Here is a 20,002-nt window from a genome sequence, read left to right on the forward strand (position 1 = left end):
TTTACCGGTATAGCCTATGACCAGGGCTATTGTGAAGCTGGCGGATAGTGGTTTGTTAAATTATATAGTGGGATGGGCCGACTGAGGCATACCTAGTTAAAGGCAAAAAATGACAAAAATAATTACAAAAAGCATGGGGTGGCTACTGAGTATTGGTTTGTGCCTGTGTGCAAGTGCATCGGCTGATTCGGTGCTCACGCCACAAACATTATATCGGTCGTTGTCAAAAGATGTGACCCCGGATCTCAGTGCCCAGGGGCGTTTCAAAGTGGGGGTTAAAACCCTGGATATCAGCAATGATAATTACCTGGACCTTGTTACCCAAGAAAAAGGCTCACGTAAACTCAAGCTTGAAATATGGTATCCAACCAGCGATACCAACTCAAAACCAAGTAGTTATGAAAATGAAACTCGTAGTGGCATTCCTTTTTCAATTCAGGCAAATGCCAGTCGGGATACAGCTTTAACAACTGATTCCGGGCAATTTCCTTTAGTCGTGTTGTCCCATGGCTATACCGGGTATCGCACCATTATGTATTATTTGGGGGAGCACCTGGCGTCCCATGGCTACATAGTGGCGGGTATCGACCATACCGATTCTACTAATGCTGATGTTGATATGGTCAAAACACCTTTTTCTGGTTTTGTCAGCACCTTGCTTAATCGTTCACGGGATCAAAATCTTGTATTAGACAAGCTCCATTCATTGCCTTTTTTTAAAGGGGTGATAGACCCAGACAAAGCAGGTTTGATTGGCTATTCCATGGGCGGTTATGGCGCGGTTAATACCATTGGTGGTTGTTTTAATTTTTCTAAAGAAATGGCCGGGCGTTTTACCGGTCAAACCGATGAGCAAAAAGTGACCTTTATGCAACGTATCCTCAATACTTGTGCCGGGGGTAAAACTTCAGTTGCAGACGTGGATAGTCGCTGGAAAGCCGCCATGGCTTTTGCTCCCTGGGGTGGACAATATCAATTGTTTGATACCCAAGCCTTGGCGCAAATCACTGTGCCTGTGATGTATATCAGTGGCGAACTCGATGATATCTCGGGTTATCAGGGTGTGCATTGGCTTTATGACAATACGGGTAAAGACAATGTATATATGCTGACCTATCGACAGGCTCGTCACAATATCGCGCCACATCCTGCCCCTCAAGAAGCATGGGCAACAGAGCTGGATCTTGGGCATTATTACGAGCCGGTTTGGGATAACCAGGCTTTAAATGCCAATAATAATCACTTTGCCTTGGCCATGATGGATTGTTATGTCAAAGGTGATGCTAAGGCGTGTGAGTATCTAACCCCACGTGGTGAATCAGATCAGCAATCTACTGATGGCAGTGAAATTAAAGCCTGGATAGGCTTTGATAATCGCTTTGCAGCCGGTATGAAAATGGAAGGTAAATAAGCTGAAGTCGGATTAAATAGCAGGTGTTGATGTCATTTTAAAATTACATTCACGCTAAAAACGCCCCTTTTGGGGCGTTTTTAGGTTCGCACGCCCCACACCGCCTGGTTTTTTGTCCGTTGGCCAGGATGTTAACAAGGGCTTCAGGTGTTTTCGCTGTTAGGAGACCAGCATAATATAGCACCGCATATCGCCACTTAGGTGTTCGTTACTGGCTATCAAAAATAGGCTGGTAATACCGTGTATTATGGGAACAAAAGGCAGGAAGTGGGCAGAGCTAGCAAAAAAACAAACGATTCCCGTAGTAAATCCTTCATTCTATTAATACTATACATCATACAAATCAAATCGCTGCGATGTTCGATAAAATTCGAATGCGGATTAGGTAAATATTTACGAGGAGAAAAATATGTTAGGAGTCTGCTATTACCCAGAGCACTGGTCGCCATCTATATGGCAACAAGATGCCAAGGAAATGCGCGAGTTAGGTCTCAAATACGTGCGAATAGCAGAATTTGCTTGGTCGCGCATTGAGCCACAAGATGGGCAGTTTGATTTTGACTGGCTCGATCAGGCTATTGATACCTTGGCTGCACAAGGCCTGAGTATCATTATGTGTACGCCTACCGCAACCCCACCCAAATGGTTGATTGATAAATACCCCGATATCTTAGCGGTAGACGTCAATACCGGGTTAACTAGAGGATTTGGCTCTCGTCGGCATTATGATTTTTCAAGTGAAACGTACTTGCAAGAATCACTGCGGATTAGTGAGGTTTTGGCCAAACGTTATGGTGGCCATTCTGCCATAGTAGGGTGGCAAACTGACAACGAAATTGCGTGTCATGATACAACCCCAAGTGCATCTGCCAGCGCAAAAGTGGCGTTTCAGCGTTGGTGTCAGCAACGTTATGGCGATATCAAAAGCCTGAATGAAGCCTGGGGTAATGTGTTTTGGTCCATGGAGTTTCCGTCTTTTGACAGTATCGAAGTGCCTTATTTTGCGGTAACCGAAACCAACCCCTCCCATCAACTGGCTTTTCGCCGTTTTAGTTCAGATCAGGTAGTACGATTTCACGATGAGATGGTCAGCTTACTCAGGCAATATTGTGGTGAGCGTTTTATTACTCACAATTTCATTCCCATGGCAGATACCCAAACTGACAATTATGCGTTAGCCCAAGGCTTGGATTTTGCCAGTTTTGACAACTATCCATTAGGCAGAACAGATCTGTTTTTTGCCGATAAGAGCCCTGAAGCTTTTAAACCTTATATGCGCACCGGTCATCCAGATTTTTCGAGTTACTATTTTGATCAAACCCGAGGGTTATGTGGCCAAAACTTTTGGGTGATGGAACAACAGCCCGGCCCGGTAAATTGGGCAACCCACAATCCACGCCCGGAACCAGGCATGATTGCCTTATGGTCGTGGGTCGCTTTTGCTCATGGCGCCGATACTTTGTGTTATTTTCGTTGGCGTCAGGCGGGTTTTGCACAAGAACAAATGCATGCAGGTCTTAAACGAATAGACAATTCACCATCAGCCGCCTGGCCCGAAGTTGAGCAAGTCAAGGCGCAACTGGATGCTCTTAGCCTTGGGTTAGGTGACAACATACCTGCTCGAGTGTGTATGGTTAGCACCACTGAAAATCAGTGGGTGACAGAAATTGAGCAGCAAGGTCAGAGCTATAGCCATCAGCAAGTAGAATTTGAATATTATTCAGCCTTGCGTCAATTAGGTTTAGATATCGATTTTATTTCACCCAAACATAACATGTCTGTTTATGATCTGGTGATCGTACCCACGCTGACTATTATTGACGATGCCTTTATAGACGCCTGCAAAGAGTCTGATGCGGTGTTTGTATTTGGACCACGTTCCGGTAGCAAAACACAGGAATTTCATTTAGCACCAAACCTCGGGCCAGGTAAGCTGCAATCTTTGCTGCCTGTTAAAGTGCTGTCGGTTGAAACTATTCGTGGTGATATCGATGAAGACTTGTTTTACCAGGGGAATACTTTTAGAAGTAACAGATGGCGTGAAGAGTTGCAGCTCCAAGATGGATGTGAAGTGGTGGCCCTATACCACGACAACAAACCGGCTATGGTAAAACAGGCCAATGTTTATTATTCGGGGACCTTGACCTGTAATAATTTTCTGGTGGAAATGCTGAATGATATTGTTACTGGATTAGGCATTGAAACCTACCGATTACCTCAGGACGTGCGTTTGGCACAGCGAGGCGAATACGGTTTTGTATTTAACTATTCAGACAAAAACGTGGTTCTGGATCCCCTGGCAGATAAGACCTTTGTTATAGGCGCTAAGGAGCTGCCTGCTTATCAATACGCGGTGTTTGAACGTTAAAAATAAGGTCGCTTCGCTGACATGGAGCGACCTTGCTAATTTAAAATAGGCGGCTCTATTTTACTAACTTATTATGGTCTACTTTAGAGATGCCATCACGACTCCCCCTGGCCAATACTCGTTGATTGTCGTTATGGTTGATATGTTTTCATTGTGACACTCATCTAGCCCTCTCTTTTATGTAAATTGTTTGGAGGATTTAAGGCACAGCAGACAATAAATACCGCAGAATTTGATATGGTTGCTGTGGGACGTTCAATCGCCCCACATTATAAAAGTCTTAATATGATCCAGGCGTTAAACAAATATGGAATATAATCACGAACATAAAGCCGACCGAATAGGCTGGATCAGAGCGGTCGTATTGGGTGCCAATGACGGCATCGTCTCAACGGCAAGTTTGGTTGTGGGGGTAGCCGCAGCCAACGCGGCCCCAAACAATCTGTTGTTAATTGGTGTGGCGGGTTTGGTGGCCGGAGCCATGTCTATGGCCGCCGGCGAATATGTCTCGGTCAGTTCACAAACGGATATCGAACACGCTGAGCTGGCGCTAGAAAAACGCCATATTGAAAAGAACTGGGCCCTGGAAGAGCAAGAGCTGGCTGGCATTTATCAGGATCGCGGTCTAGATCACAATTTGGCCAAGCAAGTGGCCAAGCAGCTGATGGCTGAAGATGCACTGGGCAGTCATGCCCGGGATGAATTAGGCTTAACTGACCTGGCCCAGGGCAATCCTTTACAAGCCGCGCTATTTTCAGCCCTTTCATTTGCCGCAGGGGCCTTATTGCCATTGCTGGCGATAGTGCTGTTTGATGGCCAATGGCTTATCCCCGCAGTGGCGCTTATCTCATTATTAGCCCTAGCGGCTTTAGGGATTGTGTCTGCCAAGGTGGGGGGCGCGTCTAAACGTAAAGGGGCGATACGGGTTTTGTTTTGGGGTGCATTAGCCATGCTGGTTTCGATCGGTGTCGGCCAATTATTTGAAATGGCCTTTTAGCATCTTTGTGTGGCCAGTGATTTGAATGCAAACATGATGAGCAGGCTTGGGTCTCCGCCTTCTCACCATGTTGGGCACTAAGCGGTAACTACAGGCTTAGAGTGATCCTGTTTCTGCCATCAGATTTGGCGCGGTACAAAGCCGTGTCGGCAGCACAAATCAAGGCTTCGGTGGTGCGGTATTGGCCACTGTGTTCACAGGCAATGCCCTGGCTAACACTGACCCGAAAGTTGGTGGGTAGCCCTATATCATTAAAATTCAGGGTATTGATCTGCTGTTGAATACGTTTGGCGACCACCTCGGCATTGGCAGCGTGGCAGCGGGGCAAAATCACCGCAAATTCTTCACCACCATAACGCGCCGCCAAACTGTCTTGTGAGGGTAAACAATCCTCGATGGTTTTGGCGATTTTTTGCAGACACTTGTCACCGTTTACATGGCCGAACTGATCGTTGAACAATTTAAAATAATCCACATCAATCAAGATCAAGCTGATGGGCTGGGCGCTAGTGATGTTTTCATTCCAGCTTTTATCCAGAGTTTTTTCGAGATTAAAACGATTCGCCAAACCGGTTAAATGGTCGGTGCTGGCCAGTTTGCGTAGTTCACTGTATTCGGCTTTATGTTTAGTCAGGTCATGCAATACCCCAACATAAAGCGGGGTAGAGTCGGTCAACGACGCTGGCAAACATGACACCGATAAATCCGCCTCTAACCAGGTGCTGTCTGGGCGATTCAGCAGTATTTCTTTGGGGCCGTGATTAAGGGGCATGTCGCGGTTATCCTGCCAGTTCAGAAAAAGATATTCATATTGCTCGCGGTAGCGGTCGTGTAAAAAATGAAACCACTTTTGCCCGACTAACGCTTCTTGGGGGGCACCAAAAAACTTGGCTGCCAAGGGGTTGATCATCTCTATAACACCTTGGGCATTGACGATAAAAATACCTTCGGCAATCACATTGACCATGTTAGCAAAAGCACCCATTTTTTGATTTAACAGCGGTATGGACAATTTCTGAAGCATAGAAATCGTGTCATCATTTGTGTGTTTGTTATGTTTATCTGCATTAGGTTTTGACATCTTAATTCCCGTGAGTCTGTAGGACTGCAATTGGATGACAAACACTTTACTTAAAAGGTACCGCCTTAACCTTCTGGTAATCTTCTGATTTTAACTTATTGTTTTTAAATGGGTATTTAGGTCTTGGGGAAGGTTTTTTTACTGGCCTAAGTAATGGTGTTAAGGCTTTTTTAATAAAGAGAGAGCGATGGGGTTATAGATTTTAAATAAAAATGCTGGCAAATAATGCCAGCATTTTGGGAGTGTTAGTTAATACGACTGCTTACGATGGATGTCCTCGTAAATCTCTCGTAAATCTTCTCAATTAAAATTTACTACGAAGGGACATTTTTAATCCTGGGATCAGCGCTAATAATGGCGTTGTCGAGGTCTTCGGCATCCCGTTTTATGAGGGTAAGTCTGATATCGATATCTTGGGTATTTTTACAATTATTGGTAAAAGTGATGATATTACCCTCACCATTTATCAAAAAATCCCAGTTGGTATCTGGAGTACAATCTTGTGGTACTTGTTGTAAAGCACCAAAAAAAACATAGGGCTCTGTCGTAATATCGGTATCCAGAGTAAAGATTGCCATACCTGAGGCGTTGAAGGTTACCGTAATATCTTGCTCCCATTGATTGTTAGATGAGTTATAAAACTCAACCACAGGTTGACCGGCTACAGTTGCGACGCGGGTTTGCACAGTTATAATTATCGGGAACATATTTTCTCCAGTTGTTGATTATTATTGAATTAAAATTGGTAATTGTTTACTTGCATTTTTTCTAACTTATCCACAAAATCCTGCACTGCACTTAAATTACCCAAGCAATCTTGTGCTCGCACATAAGGCAGCAATAACTCATAGCTGCTGTTATCGATGATAATGGGCTCCAAGATAGAAATAGCCTGCTGACAGGCATCAAGTTTGGCGTCTTTGCCATCAACAGCTTGTCTCTTCACACTCTGATTATTGACCGCTTGCTTGGCTTGAGCGAGATAAGTATTGCTTAATGATGCCCGCAACATACTATTTTCCGGTCGATTATTGACTAACTCCTCTAACCGGGTTTTTGCTAATATGATGGCACTTTGTGCCAAATCCCAATAGCCGTTGATTTGGTAGCTTTTTATAATATTTGCTATGAAAGACGAGGATTTTTCAGCCCCGCTCAATACTTTTTTAAACTCTTCAAGACTGACAGGCGATACTGAGGATCCACTGTGGATGATTTTGGCCAGATAATGGTGAAAGGCGTTAGCAATGATTAAATTTACCTGCCAAACCTGATTAGAGAAATCCTGCCTTAATAGGGTATTCAGGTGGATTCTGGACGACAAAATGGCTTTGTTAGCCGCTATATAATCGCCCATGTAATATAGAATGTTGGCCTGGTTAAGGTAGGAATAGGCCAAGCTTTCTAATAAATCGCCATTAGACGAAAGGGTTGCTAGTAAGGCTAAAAGAATAGATTGTACTTCTTGTCTGGTTTGCGCGGCTTTCTGCAAATTGCCTAACTGTTCTTCGGTTTCTGCTAGCCATTCCTTTGTGTCGGCTATATAGGAATGGGATATATCATCTTTAGGCAGGGCATCAACAATTTTATATTGAATGGTAAGTGCCGCTTCGAAAGCATTCTTAGCGTCAATTTGTCGCTGCAATTTGGTATTAATGGCCCCGATAGCCAAGTAAGCATAGGAAAGCTCCCACTGCGCCTCTAAATTATCCGGCGCTAAATTGAGCATGGCCTGGCTGTAATTGAGATAAAGCTGAAAAAATGTTTTGCCCTCAATGAAAGCGGCTTTATCCATTGCCAGTTGCCCGAGCCAAAAGGCATTGGCGCCTATGGTTTTAAGTAATTCCAGATTCTCTGGTTGTTCTTGATATAGTCTATCCAGTATCACTTTAGCGGAGACAAAGGCTTGCATAGCTTCGTCGGTTTTAGCCCGTGAGTAGGCCACTTCCCCCATGGCACTCAACGTTTGTGCATGCTGAAAGTGTGCTTTAAAGTTTAAGACTGGGTCAGCTAAAAAAAATAGTGCCGACTCTGCTTGCTGATCATCCTGGTTACTAAAATATTCCAGGGCTTTGTTGCTGATACCATCGAGTAAGTCCATGCGTTTTACGCTGCGCAGTTTGTCGGCAAATTCTCCTACCATAAAACCTAAGAGGCTTTCGGCGTCGAGGCGCTTTTGCTGAGCGAAGACTTCGGCTTGTTGGCTTTTTACGCTCATAAAGATGGCGGTTAAGGTTAATACACATAACAGGGTAATAGTGGTGCGGGTCAACCAGCGCTTGGTGTTCACCCGTTGTTGTGAGGCCTTGATTAGGGCAAGTTCATCCCTGTCTAAAGTAAATACCGAGTTGCCTGCCAGGCTTTGGGCTTCGTGTAAGGGTTTACCCTGGGCCAATAAATAGGCAGAGCTTTTGCCTTCGCTTAACCAGCGTTCGGTTACCCGTTGCAAACGACTCTTTATTTCTAAGCCGTCTTGATGGTCGGCTATCCATTCATTGGCTCTGGGCCAACGGCGCAGCAGCGCCTCGTGAGCGAGACTAAAACAGGCCTCGTCATTTTGCAGGTGTGAAACAAACAAACGGCTGTCGACCAAGGCCTGTACAAATTCATTTTGGCTGGTGCCCTGCAATTGTGACCAGCGGGCTGCGCGGCTGGTGATGGTTTCGCCATCCGGGCTTAGGGTGACTAATAAGGATAATACATAAGCTAATTGGCTTTGATGTTTAAGGGGGAGTTGCTGGTAAACTTCTTCGGCTTTTTTACCGATAGCACCTTCAATACCACCTAAAGCGGTGTATACCGAAAATTGCAGTTCGTTGTCTTCACTGCGCCGCAAATATAACTCTTGCAAGGAGTATTGCAGCATCGGCAGTGAATCGGGATTATTGGCGGCTTCTGCACATAAAATTTCATCCAGTGGGGTCGCGCTTTGTGGATCTGTTGACCAGCGTAGATTGGCCGCCACTGCCGGTAAGCGGATCATTTGCATAAGCTCAGGGCGTTGGGGGTGCATCAAATCAAAATGGGCCCCATTGGCCTTGCCGGCCATTAAACTGGGTTGATTGACCACCAGGGGGTAAAAATCATTGCGACAGGCGCTGAATACCATAATGCAGCCAGAGGTGGCCAGGCTTTCAATGACCTGTAAAAATAATGCTCGTTCTTCATCACTGAAAAGGGGAGATGACAGCAGCACTTCCAGACGGTCAATAAACAAGAAAAAATGCGGTCTGGCAAAAGGGCTAATGGTTTCGTTTAAGGCCTGTTGGCAGAGCGTGATCACCTCCTGACTATTGGTTTGTAGTTTTTCAGCGACTATATCCGCGCTCAAACCCGCAAAAACCGGTTGTTCGTCACAATCCCAATCGAGTAGCGCTGAGGCCAGATCGATAAACAGTCGGGCATGGCTGACATCGGCGAAATCCAGGCTGGTATAAGAAAGCACACCTATGCCGTCGTAGCCATTGTGTTGCAATAGCTTGGGCAACAGGCCCGCGTTAATCAAAGATGATTTACCGCTGCCGCTGGGGCCTAAGATCAAACAAAAGGCCCGGCCAAAAGTGACTTGCGCTGAGATGCGTTCAAGTAAGGTGGCAATTTGCTGATTACGACCAAAAAATACCTGAGCATCATCGGGCTCAAAGGCACTCAAACCAGGAAAGGGAGAGTCACCTTGCCAATCATTTTGCTCGGCTTTTAGGTCATCATCTAGGGGGAAACTAAGCTCGGCAACAATGCGATAACCGCGCTTACGAATGGTTTCGATGTATTTAGGCGAGCTGGGTTTATCGTCAAAGGCTTTACGCAGTTGATTGATGGCTTTGTGCACTGGATTGTCACCAATGTCAGTATTGCCCCAGCATTGAGCGGCAATATCGTCGGCACTGAGTACCACATTCTGTTGTTGGCACAGTAACAGCAATACATCCATGGCCTTAGGCTCAAGTTGCTTGATGTTATCCCCACTGCGCAGGCTGTTGGTGGTGGGTGAAACTTGCCAATCACCGATAAAAAATAAAGTGGCCATTTTATTCACGTTCTTATTGTACCCATTCATTCAGCGCGCTGGCTGAAAACAGAAGTTGGGCCCCCAAATGGGTTGCATTAATTTGGGAGAATGACGTTTTTGTATGTGGGTAGTTTTTACGCCGCAGGCACCGCGTAACTTCCAATACTATACCTGAATATACTTGATAATTAAGTACTTATCACCGCTTTGTTGCCGCTGTGGCATTTTTGATTCTGCATAACTTATTAAACAAATCTACTGGGGTAACTTCAACATAAGCACGGTTGTGCGCATTATTTTGATGGGCGCCGGTGAAGTTACAGGCTAAAAATCCGCTGGAAGCTGCTAGAATTGCCCACCAAAATGCCTGGGCTACTGTCAGGGCACTGCTTGTCTGGCATTTCTTGCGCTTAGCAAGGCATAAACAATAAATCACCTGTGGGTGGAGTGGATCGTTCTGAATACTAAAAATCTTGATGTGATCGTATTAGGTGCCGGCGCGGCCGGATTATTTTGTGCTGCCCAAGCGGGCAAACGCGGGCGCAGCGTGGCGGTGCTGGATCATGCCAAACGCATAGGCGGCAAAATTCTTATGTCGGGCGGTGGGCGCTGTAACTTTACTAATATGTATGCCGCCCCTGAGAATTTCCTGTCTGATAACAAACACTTCTGTAAATCGGCGTTAAGCCGTTACACCCAGTGGGATTTTATTGGCTTAGTCGCCGAATACGGCATCGCCTATCACGAGAAAACCCTGGGCCAGCTATTTTGTGACGACAGCGCCAAAGACATTCTGAATATGCTGCTTAGCGAATGTGACAAAGCCGGAGCCAGTGTCACTAAAGAATGTGAAGTGCTAAGCGTTGCGAAAACCGCCACTGGTTTTACCTTACAAACCAGCAAAGGCCAATACCAGTGCCAGTCATTGGTTATCGCCACAGGCGGGCTGTCGATCCCCAAACTAGGCGCTAGCCCTTTTGGTTACAAACTGGCCGAACAATTTGGTTTACGTGTTAAACCCACCCGGGCCGGATTAGTGCCCTTTACGCTGCACGAGCAAGATAAAAACGTATTGGCCGAACTAAGCGGTATTTCTCTGGATGCCAGCGCCAAAAGCAATGGCACCAGCTTTAACGAAAATATTCTGTTCACCCATCGCGGCTTAAGTGGCCCAGCGGTATTGCAAATTTCCTCATTTTGGCAGCCGGGTGAGGCGGTGGAGTTTGATTTATTCCCCCATGGCGATTTACTGGCCTTGTTACAACAAACCCTGCAAAACCAGCCGGATGTCTTGTTAAGTACCGCCTTGGCAAGCCATTACCCGAAACGTTATGTGCAAGCCGCGCTCCCTTATTTGGGTTTAGAAAATAAACCGTTAAAACAATATCAGGGCAAACAACTCAGTGAAGTGACCCAAGCCTTTCACCAGTGGCAGTTAAAACCCAATGGCACCGAAGGCTATCGCACCGCCGAGGTGACTCTGGGCGGGGTCGATACCGATGAGTTGTCATCTAAAACTATGATGGCCAAGGAAGTCGAAGGTTTGTATTTTATCGGTGAAGTGATGGACGTCACTGGCTGGTTAGGGGGCTACAACTTCCAGTGGGCCTGGAGTAGCGGCTGGGTGGCCGGGCAGGTAGTTTGATTGTGTAGGTATACATAAAAAAATGAGACAATCCATTTATAAAAGAGACAAAGTTAAGTTTGTCTCTTTTTAGTTATAAAAATTATGTGACAAAAATTGCGTGTATTTTGAATAAAAGATCTAAGTGATTTCAGCCATTAGCTTACTTTAATTTAATCGACTGTTTGAGGTACAAAAAGATACCTTTCATCTGCTCTTCCCCCGCAGTTACCCAATTAAATATTTAGCGATGGATACTATGCTACATGGCACATAAAGCTTGGACATCCTCACCCTTCCTTATTAGTTGCAGTTGGCTGCTCTACTACTATATTTTTAGTATTCTGTGCCGGTGGTGTTGATTCTGCGCTTTGTTCGTGAGCCTTGATCGCTGTCGCGCATTCTTCTTCATCTACCATTACGCCAAGCCCGCTCCACAAAGCATAGAAGCAGGCACCAACGATACATGACACTATCAATGGCATTAAGAAAGATCCGCTCTTTGAGGGCTTATCGTAGTCCTTAAAATAAACACCTAATTGACTGTGCTCGATCCCTCTGAATTTGTAATGTTTATACCCCCAAAATAATAAGTAGGCTATAAACGAGGCGGCTATTCCTACGATTGGCCAATATAGAGATTCCTTAGTCTGACATATTTGATACTCATGTTTCCACGAGCCAAATTTCCCACTGAACACTGCGACAAAAAAGGCTGTCAGAGCAATAAATATCTGCATAAATAACTTAAATGTGTCGTGACTCTTTTCGAGGGTAAAATGGATATGATGACTGGTGTTGATGTAACGCTGCTGATTTAACGCGCTCCAATGCGAAAAAGCTTCTTTTACACTGTCAGGTGATCCAGTAGCACTATCTTTCGCTGGAAATTTGCCTAGTTGATCACAGATATTTGATTCGAGAGTTGCAAACCTGTTTGTATTTTCCATTCGTGCTGCTTCATCCTTATCCTTTGTTTGCCGGAGTCTTAGTACCTCTAAAAATTTGTTCAACATAGCCAGCTTTCCCTACTCGTTGATTACGGTGTCTCTTAAACTTCCAAATTTTTTGACTAGGGGGTCACCAGAGATTTTAGTTAAATAAACAATAGTCTGCGTTAATTGAAGATTCAAGTTACCCCGCAAGTCCAATATATACAGTGCAGCAATTAAATGCCCGGAATCGGAAAGGATAATCCAGATTATGTTTATTGAATAACGTTATGACCGTTAACCAAGTCTTGGCTTTTACGCGGGACTTTTCTAAATGGAAGAACGTATTCCTATATCAAACCTTCGGAGCCGCGCCGAAGAGATGCTTGCTTTGGGTCTGAAATGGTCAAATAAGCTAAAATCTTCAAAGTACCGCAACTGTTACGTTTCGGATAAAAGCAAGGTATAGAAGATGTACATTGGCATTGAGCGTTCTGCACCGACCGCCAAGTTAATCACGCTGTACAATTTTGTATTATCAAATCGGGTATTACGCTAATACCAATAAATTTAATAACATCAACGTGTTAATTTTGTCTTCTTTTTAATTACATCACTAGGTTGATTTTATGGCCAATTTTACTGGGGTAGCAGACTAGATTGTCTTCGTTTTAAATCTACGAATACATGATTGACAAGAGATAATTAGAGCGAACAAATTGTTTCTTGTGATCCTGCGGTTAACTGTAATGGTTTAGTATATCCGCCTGTAATAAGGGGGCACAATTAGATCAACATATGCTCTTTCAAATAGCCGAACAATTAGAACAGTGGGATCTTCCCTACCAAATTGACCTATCCATTTATGCGCAAATTGAGAATGCCGGTTTACGCGAGCACATTGCGCGGGTGGGCAAAGTTCTATTTCATCGCGCGCTTTAGGCTGGTATTTTATCGCCGAAGTGGTGCACGTTACCGGCTAGCCGGTGGCTAAATGGTAATTACAGGTTTCTGGTTATGCACTTTACGAGATGTCAGCATTTGCTGGATCGCCAGTGCACTGTTTTTCAATGTGCGTTTTTGGGTTTCATAATCGACATGAACGATACCAAAGCGTTTTTCATAACCCTCTGCCCACTCAAAATTATCCATCAAACTCCAGACAAAATACCCCTTAATATTGACACCTTGTTTGATGGCTTTCATGACGGCATCCATATGGGTTTGTAAATAGCGAATACGTTGTTGGTCATTAATCTGGTTATTTTCTATGACATCGTCGCTGGCCAGGCCATTTTCAGTAATTAATATGGGCGGTAGAGCGTAATCGTTATGCATTTGTACCAGTAAGTCGCACAGTCCTTGGGGATATACTTCCCAACCCATAGCGGTAACCTCTTTGCCTTGTGCCGGTGGCAATTGTTCAGGATCGTCAGTGCTATCGTCGCGACACACATTACGCGTATAATAATTAACCCCTAAATAGTCTATGGCATAAGAAATAATACCCATATCGCCGTCGTGTATTTCAGGCTGATGGTCAGCGGGCAAACTCTCTAATAAATCAGGATACAGGCCTGCCAACAGTGGGCGAATATACCAATCGTTAAAATGAGTATGGGCTAGTTCTGTCGCTCGCTGATCGGCGATAGATTCGCTGGCTGAATAAAACGGTGTAAAGTTTAAGACGATACCATTTTCAGTATTTGGACTTAATCGGTCAAGCACCTCCATCGCCAAGCCGTGAGCCAACAACAAGTGATGGATCGCCTTTTTGCCATATTGTTTACCGACCTTTCCTGGGGCGTGTACGCCAATTTCGTAACCTAAATAGGCACTGCAAAACGGTTCATTTAAGGTTGCATAGGAAAAAACTCGATCACCAAATGCTTTACAAACGACTTCAACGTATTGAGCAAACTGATAAGAGGTCTCTCGATTCAACCAGCCGCCGTTGTCTTCGAGTGACTGGGGTAGATCCCAGTGGTATAAAGTCACATAAGGCTTTATACCACGAGTGTTAAGCTCGTCAAGAATATCGATGTAATAGGTCAAGCCATTTTGATTCACTGAGCCATCGGTATTCATCACCCTGGGCCAAGAAATCGAAAATCGATAGGCATCAACATTTAACGATGCAATCATTTCTATGTCTTCACGCCAGTATTTAATGTGTTCGCAAGCTAATAGACCATGGCTGGCATCACGTATGGCACCGGGCTTTTGGCAAAAAGTGTCCCAAATACTGGGTTCTCGGTGGTCTGCGCCCCCTTCAATTTGAAAAGAAGATGTAGCGACTCCTATGGTAAATGTCGGATCTGCAAACGCAGAATCCGGCGAAATCTTTATATCCATAAGACTATTACTTTCCTAAACAATTAAAATTAAGTAGGCAGACAGGTTGTGGTTTCTCGATACACCTGAGACGGTGTCATTAACGCCAAACCCTGTTTGCACACTGCTTTGCAATGAGAAATATTTCACAATAATACCACTTGTGTAAGCGCTTTTATAACGTGGATATATCTGACTTCATAAACTCTATTTGGGATTATTACAGAGCAAATTACGCCTGAGTTGTCCTAACTACTGTTTATGTCTGGGCTGTCGTTCAACCCTGCGATCAATCTTGTTTTGTATTGCACATGTAAGGTTGGGCTCTTGGTCCTACAGATTACCTATGTAAGCGCTTTCACGGAATGTTACGGATTCTGTCAATGTAATTCAAGTGTTTTTATTTTGTTAATGATACTGTGGGTGAATTATTGATTGAGTCTTGATGTATGCAAATGAAAGCGCTTACAATGAATTTACCGTTCAATCTGTCCAACCAAGAGTAGCCAGTATGAAATCTAATCCCGCATTAAACTTTACTCTCATCATTTCACTGGGTGGATTTATATTTGGTTTTGATGCTTCGGTTATCTCAGGCACCCTTGGTTTGGTTAGTACTGAATTTAGTCTGTCCCCCTGGCAGCAGGGATGGATAGTCGGGGCACCTACTTTAGGGGCAATACTGGCAACCTTCCTTGCGGGTTATGTCTGTGACGCGATCGGTAGGCGGAATACCCTGATGATCATTGCCTTGCTTTACCTTGTGAGTGCTATTTTCTCTGCGCTTTCGTCAACGTTTATGATGCTGGTGGCTGCTCGTTTTATCGGGGGTTTAGCATTTTCTTGTTTAATTATCGCGCCTATGTATATCGCCGAAATTAGTCCCGCGAAGAGCCGAGGGAAAATGGTTTCGATCAATCAGTTAAATATTGTATTCGGTTTGTCAGCTGCTTATTTTGCAAACTACTACATATTGCAAATCAGTCACCTAGATGCTCAGTGGGTGGCTGATCTTGGTCTTGCCACACACACCTGGCGCTGGATGCTTGGGCTGGAAGTTGTGCCGGCCCTGCTTTATTTCGGCCTATTATTTACTATTCCTAAAAGTCCTCGCTGGCTGGTGGTTAAGGGGCGTGATGCACAGGCCAGGTTGGTCTTGCAGCGTTTAAACCCAAGACACAATGAAACTCAAATCGATCTGTGTCTACAGGATATAAAAGACAATACAGGCAAAGGCCAACCGTTAGCAAAGCGGCTAACTGAATTATTTGGTCCATCACTAAGATTTGCGGTCATGATAGGACTTATTGTAGGTATTGCTCAGCAATTATCCGGGGTAAATGCGATTTACTTTTACGCCCCCAGCATCTTTGAGCAAAGTGGTGTCGGTACGGATGCCGCTTTTTCCCAGGCGATCTGGGTTGGTCTTATTAATATACTCTTTACGGTTGTCGCCATGTTGCTGATCGACCGTATCGGCCGTAAGCCCTTGTTGCTTGGTGGTCTTATGGGCGTAATCATTAGTATGGGCATTTGTGCCATTGGCTACTATCAGGCCAGTTATGTTCTCACCGCAGACACTCTAACCCAATTGCAAAATGTATTGGGGCATAACCAATTAAACAGTTTGCAGAATATTATTTTTGATAATGATGTCAGTTTTAAAACTGCTGTCATAAATATATTGGGAGAGCAGCAATTCCAGAGCAATCAAGGGGCTATTATTCAAGCGGCAGCTAACCTTAATGCGACTCTGATTTTATTTGGTATTCTGGCATTTGTGGCCTCATTTGCATTTTCACTTGGCCCTGTTATGTGGGTGTTATTTTCTGAAATTTTCCCGAACCATATCAGAGGCCTCGCCGTGTCGTTAGTTGGTGTTATCAATAGCTTGGTCAGTTTTATGGTACAGGTGATTTTCCCCTGGGAGCTGGCGACTATGGGAGCGACATTTACCTTTGCTTTTTATGCAGGCTGTGCATGTGTCAGCCTGTTTTTGGTATGGCAAAAACTCCCAGAAACTAAAGGAAAATCCCTGGAACAACTAGAACGGGATCTCATTGGCCCTGCAATGGTTAAAGGGGCCGTATGATTAAATGGGGGTATTAAGTGCAGGGCGCATCACCTTTACATTTCAGCTTTAAATTACTGGGGCCAAAAAACTGTTTTAGCGAGATAATGAGGCGACCTTTAAGGCCAATCTACTATTCCAATTTTATTTTGTGTTTGTTTTTTTGTTGGCTTAGCGATTAATAGCAAAATGCTCCCTCCATCAATATGCTTAACTTAGCTTTTTTGATGGGCTTAATTTGGTTGATGAAAACCAGTTCAAAGATATGCATGGCCTGATGTGGCAATTTAATTAGGCGATGCACCAGGCGATGGATTACAACATCAAACTGCCAACGCAATGTAAATTATCACCCACTGATTTTAAGGCTCATTAAAAGAAGATGCACCACTGCCTCAGAGGTGTGAAGGGTTGTTAGTCAGCCTTAAGTTGATTGACATACGTGTGCTCAATAAACCTCAGAAAACAGAATTGAAAAAGGCACAGTCAGGTTTGCCGCCTTTCTTAGCTATGACAATCTCAAACAACAATTTAACTATTTTGGCGACCAATGGCAGTTTCACAGGATCTGTTTTAAGCACCTGAAATTACAAACGACTAGAGCTTGCTCACACTTTTTGAACACGCTCTAAGTTTATATCTTTGCCCAAGTGTTTTTCTACATATAGGGGGTGTTTGTGAATACAAAATCAAACTATAAAACGGCTGACTTCTCCCGATAATAATTTTGCAACCGAGTCTAAACTACTGGCGGTCTGCTTTAACAAGGCCGCATTTTCATTTGTGCTATGGTAGGTTTGTTGGATATTTATGATATTTCGATTAACTTCATCTACGGTCGCTGACTGCTCTTCGGTTGCTGCTGCGTTCTGTAAATTCATATCACTCAATTGTGATGACTGACTGGTAATATTTTCTAATTGAGCGAGTACGCTTTGGAATCCTACAACCGTTTGATTTGTTGATTCCTGACTACTGAGCATTGCTTGGACTGCTTGTTTACTGCGGCTTTGCAACTGCTCTATCATTCCTTTAATACGCGCAGTAGACTCAGCCGTTTTTTTCGCTAGGGAGCGCACTTCATCAGCGACAACTGCAAACCCACGTCCTTGCTCACCGGCACGGGCAGCTTCAATAGCCGCATTTAGGGCTAATAAGTTGGTTTGATCTGCTACGCCATTAATCACATCCAAAATGCCACCAATCTCATCGCTATCATCTGCTACCAACTGAATGATGCGTTTTGATTGGTCAATCTCATTTGAAAGTTTGGTCACATCTTCACTCGCTTCGTTAACGAGTCGCTCTCCGCTATTTGCAGCTTCATGTGCCAGTCTAGACTTTTCTGCCGTGCCCGCGCAGTTGGCCGCCACTTCTTGCACGGCGGCTTCCATTTCATTAATAGCTACGGCCACCTGATCTGTCTGGCTCAAGCCTGAACGAACCTCGTCGTCTACGGTGTTAGTGATGTTCAGAATTTCAGACACTATCTTAGTGAGGTCACGGCTGGCGTCTCCTACATTGGTCGTTAGCGATGCCACATGTGTAACCATTTCATTGAAATCAGCAGCCAATATACCTAATTCATCCGTGCTCAGCTGTTTAGCTCGGGAGGTAAGATTTGACTGCTGTTGCACTTCCATCATCGCCTGTGAAAGAGAATTAATTTGCCTACCAATTTGACGCAGCAAAAACAGACTCAGACTTAAACTAATAATTAAAGTCACAGTGGAAAGGGCGATAAGCCATTGCAAGTTCCCCACAGCATCCGCTTTTGCGTTTTCTATAGATTGGATCAGCTGTTCAGCGAGTAGGTTTTCAAATTTTTTCAATTGATTGATTCGACCTGTCGCGACCTTAAACCACTGGGTTGCCGCAATCCCAAAATTATCTTGCTGTTGTAAAGCAATCTTGCGTATGCGCTCTACTTCATCAACATCCTGTCCCGTTACAATCTCATCAAGCGCTTTTGATTGCTCTTGTGATGCAAAATCCAAAAACACATTCAGGTAAGTAGTTTGTTCTGATAAGAGTGTAATAAACTTTTGAAAATCTCCTTTTGAAAATTGACCTGTAGAAAAAGTATTGCTTAGCACCGCCCGTTCAATACCCGCTCGTTCTTTACTCTGCAAGAAATTCAAATAAGCAGAAATTTGGTTGCTGATGCGGGGCTCATCAATGGTTGTAGAAATAATACTGCTAATACTTAACAAAAAAGCATTTGTTGAGGTGTAGTAACTAATAGCTTCGCCAACGGGGAGTGTTTTCTGGCGAACATCCCGGCGCATATCACCAAGCTTTTTAAAGCGTTGTGCTAAAGATGAAAGCAAAGAGGAAAGCCGCTGGTCATAATTTTCACGTTTAAGCTGACCAACCAACTGTTGATAATTATTTAATTGAAGATCAGTAGCAATTAGTTGAGTGTTTAACTCTGTTTCAAATTTCAGGCCTTTTGAACCAAGGTAACCCGCCGAAAAGCCCCGTTCTTTCTGCAGTTCGTGCACCAATTGACTAGCTGCTGTTGCCAGGTTTCCTAATGTTTGGGCCTGTTGCATAGAAGTAAGCACTTGATAATTTTTAAACACCCCATTCAAAATAAAAATTAATGCTAAAATTAAAGGTGTCAACGCTAAAAAAAGCAGTTTGTATCGAATTGACAAATTTCTTAAAAAAACCATATATATCCTTTCAGCCTACTCTAGGCAAAAATTTGCGCTTGTATTAAACGTTGAATTTATAAAATAACCATCTTAACCATTACCTTTAATCGAACAGGCATTCAAACGATACACGGTTAGCCCTTTATAAACATCACTTCAATCGCTCATGTTAGACGAAAGTTCTAGAAAAAAAGGTCTATTAATCTATTTTGATGACAGCCTGCCCCCTTAAATAAACATGATAATTACAAAATAAACATTTAATTAACATTACTGGGAGGGATCGAATCAACAGAACTAGATCAGCAGGAGTTCCATTTTAGTTTCTCCCGAGTACATTAGGTAAGTTTGGTAAACGCAATAGATTATATTTGCCCTTAAAAAATATGTTAGTTATAGGCAAAATTAATACCTATGGTTTTGTTTAAAGGCGTTGATAGCTCACAAATTGAATTATGAAGAAACGGGAAAGTGTGACGCTTCGAAAATAAAAAAAGTTAAGCCTGAACTTATAG

Annotated in this window: 12 protein-coding genes; 6 read left to right on the forward strand and 6 right to left on the reverse strand. The window is 43.9% G+C overall.

Going from position 1 to position 20,002, the window contains the following annotated elements; genetic code table 11:
* Positions 1–109 precede the first annotated feature (109 nt).
* The 3 genes from AC3RV5_RS01855 to AC3RV5_RS01865 all read left to right on the forward strand — a co-directional run bounded on the left by AC3RV5_RS01855 (position 110) and on the right by AC3RV5_RS01865 (position 4,776).
* Positions 110–1,411 carry an alpha/beta hydrolase family protein gene (locus AC3RV5_RS01855; protein WP_489730302.1) on the forward strand — a complete coding sequence of 434 codons (1,302 nt, stop codon included), beginning with the start codon at positions 110–112 and terminating at the stop codon, positions 1,409–1,411.
* Positions 1,412–1,820: 409 nt separating this feature from the next.
* Positions 1,821–3,779 (forward strand): beta-galactosidase, encoded by a 1,959-nt coding sequence (locus AC3RV5_RS01860; protein ID WP_489730303.1) that lies wholly within the window; start codon positions 1,821–1,823, stop codon positions 3,777–3,779.
* 307 nt (positions 3,780–4,086) lie between these two features.
* A complete protein-coding gene (locus AC3RV5_RS01865; protein ID WP_489730304.1) occupies positions 4,087–4,776 on the forward strand; it encodes a VIT1/CCC1 transporter family protein in 690 nt (229 codons plus the stop codon).
* An 88-nt stretch (positions 4,777–4,864) separates the two neighbouring features.
* Here the strand turns inward: AC3RV5_RS01865 and AC3RV5_RS01870 are convergent, their stop codons facing one another.
* The 3 genes from AC3RV5_RS01870 to AC3RV5_RS01880 form a co-directional block, all read right to left on the reverse strand.
* Complete coding sequence (locus AC3RV5_RS01870; protein WP_489730305.1) at positions 4,865–5,857, reverse strand: GGDEF domain-containing protein; 993 nt, start codon at positions 5,855–5,857, stop codon at positions 4,865–4,867.
* Between the two features lie 314 nt (positions 5,858–6,171).
* Entirely contained in the window at positions 6,172–6,564 is a 393-nt protein-coding gene (locus AC3RV5_RS01875; RefSeq protein WP_489730306.1) for a DP-EP family protein, read from the reverse strand.
* Between the two features lie 29 nt (positions 6,565–6,593).
* The gene (locus tag AC3RV5_RS01880; RefSeq protein WP_489730307.1) at positions 6,594–9,884 is read right to left on the reverse strand and encodes an nSTAND1 domain-containing NTPase; all 3,291 of its coding nucleotides are present in this window, start codon (positions 9,882–9,884) and stop codon (positions 6,594–6,596) included.
* 439 nt (positions 9,885–10,323) lie between these two features.
* Here AC3RV5_RS01880 and AC3RV5_RS01885 point away from each other — a divergent pair, with 439 nt between their 5' ends.
* A complete protein-coding gene (locus tag AC3RV5_RS01885; RefSeq protein ID WP_489732072.1) occupies positions 10,324–11,511 on the forward strand; it encodes a BaiN/RdsA family NAD(P)/FAD-dependent oxidoreductase in 1,188 nt (395 codons plus the stop codon).
* Between the two features lie 269 nt (positions 11,512–11,780).
* On the opposite strand, the gene AC3RV5_RS01890 is transcribed toward AC3RV5_RS01885, so the two are convergent.
* Positions 11,781–12,506: a hypothetical protein gene (locus tag AC3RV5_RS01890; RefSeq protein WP_489730308.1), complete on the reverse strand. Its 726-nt coding sequence runs from the start codon at positions 12,504–12,506 to the stop codon at positions 11,781–11,783.
* Positions 12,507–13,220: 714 nt separating this feature from the next.
* On the opposite strand from AC3RV5_RS01890, the gene AC3RV5_RS01895 reads away from it, so the two are divergent.
* Complete coding sequence (locus tag AC3RV5_RS01895) at positions 13,221–13,364, forward strand: hypothetical protein (RefSeq protein WP_489730309.1); 144 nt, start codon at positions 13,221–13,223, stop codon at positions 13,362–13,364.
* A gap of 48 nt (positions 13,365–13,412) precedes the next feature.
* Here the strand turns inward: AC3RV5_RS01895 and AC3RV5_RS01900 are convergent, their stop codons facing one another.
* A complete protein-coding gene (locus AC3RV5_RS01900) occupies positions 13,413–14,777 on the reverse strand; it encodes a GH1 family beta-glucosidase (RefSeq protein ID WP_489730310.1) in 1,365 nt (454 codons plus the stop codon).
* A gap of 490 nt (positions 14,778–15,267) precedes the next feature.
* Between AC3RV5_RS01900 and AC3RV5_RS01905 the strand changes: the two genes are divergently transcribed.
* Positions 15,268–16,848, forward strand: a complete 1,581-nt coding sequence (locus tag AC3RV5_RS01905; protein ID WP_489730311.1) for a sugar porter family MFS transporter — start codon at positions 15,268–15,270, stop codon at positions 16,846–16,848.
* 668 nt (positions 16,849–17,516) lie between these two features.
* Here the strand turns inward: AC3RV5_RS01905 and AC3RV5_RS01910 are convergent.
* Entirely contained in the window at positions 17,517–19,505 is a 1,989-nt protein-coding gene (locus tag AC3RV5_RS01910) for a methyl-accepting chemotaxis protein (protein WP_489730312.1), read from the reverse strand.
* Positions 19,506–20,002 lie beyond the last annotated feature (497 nt).

The sequence above is a fragment of the Paraglaciecola sp. IT1134 genome, assembly GCF_058068185.1.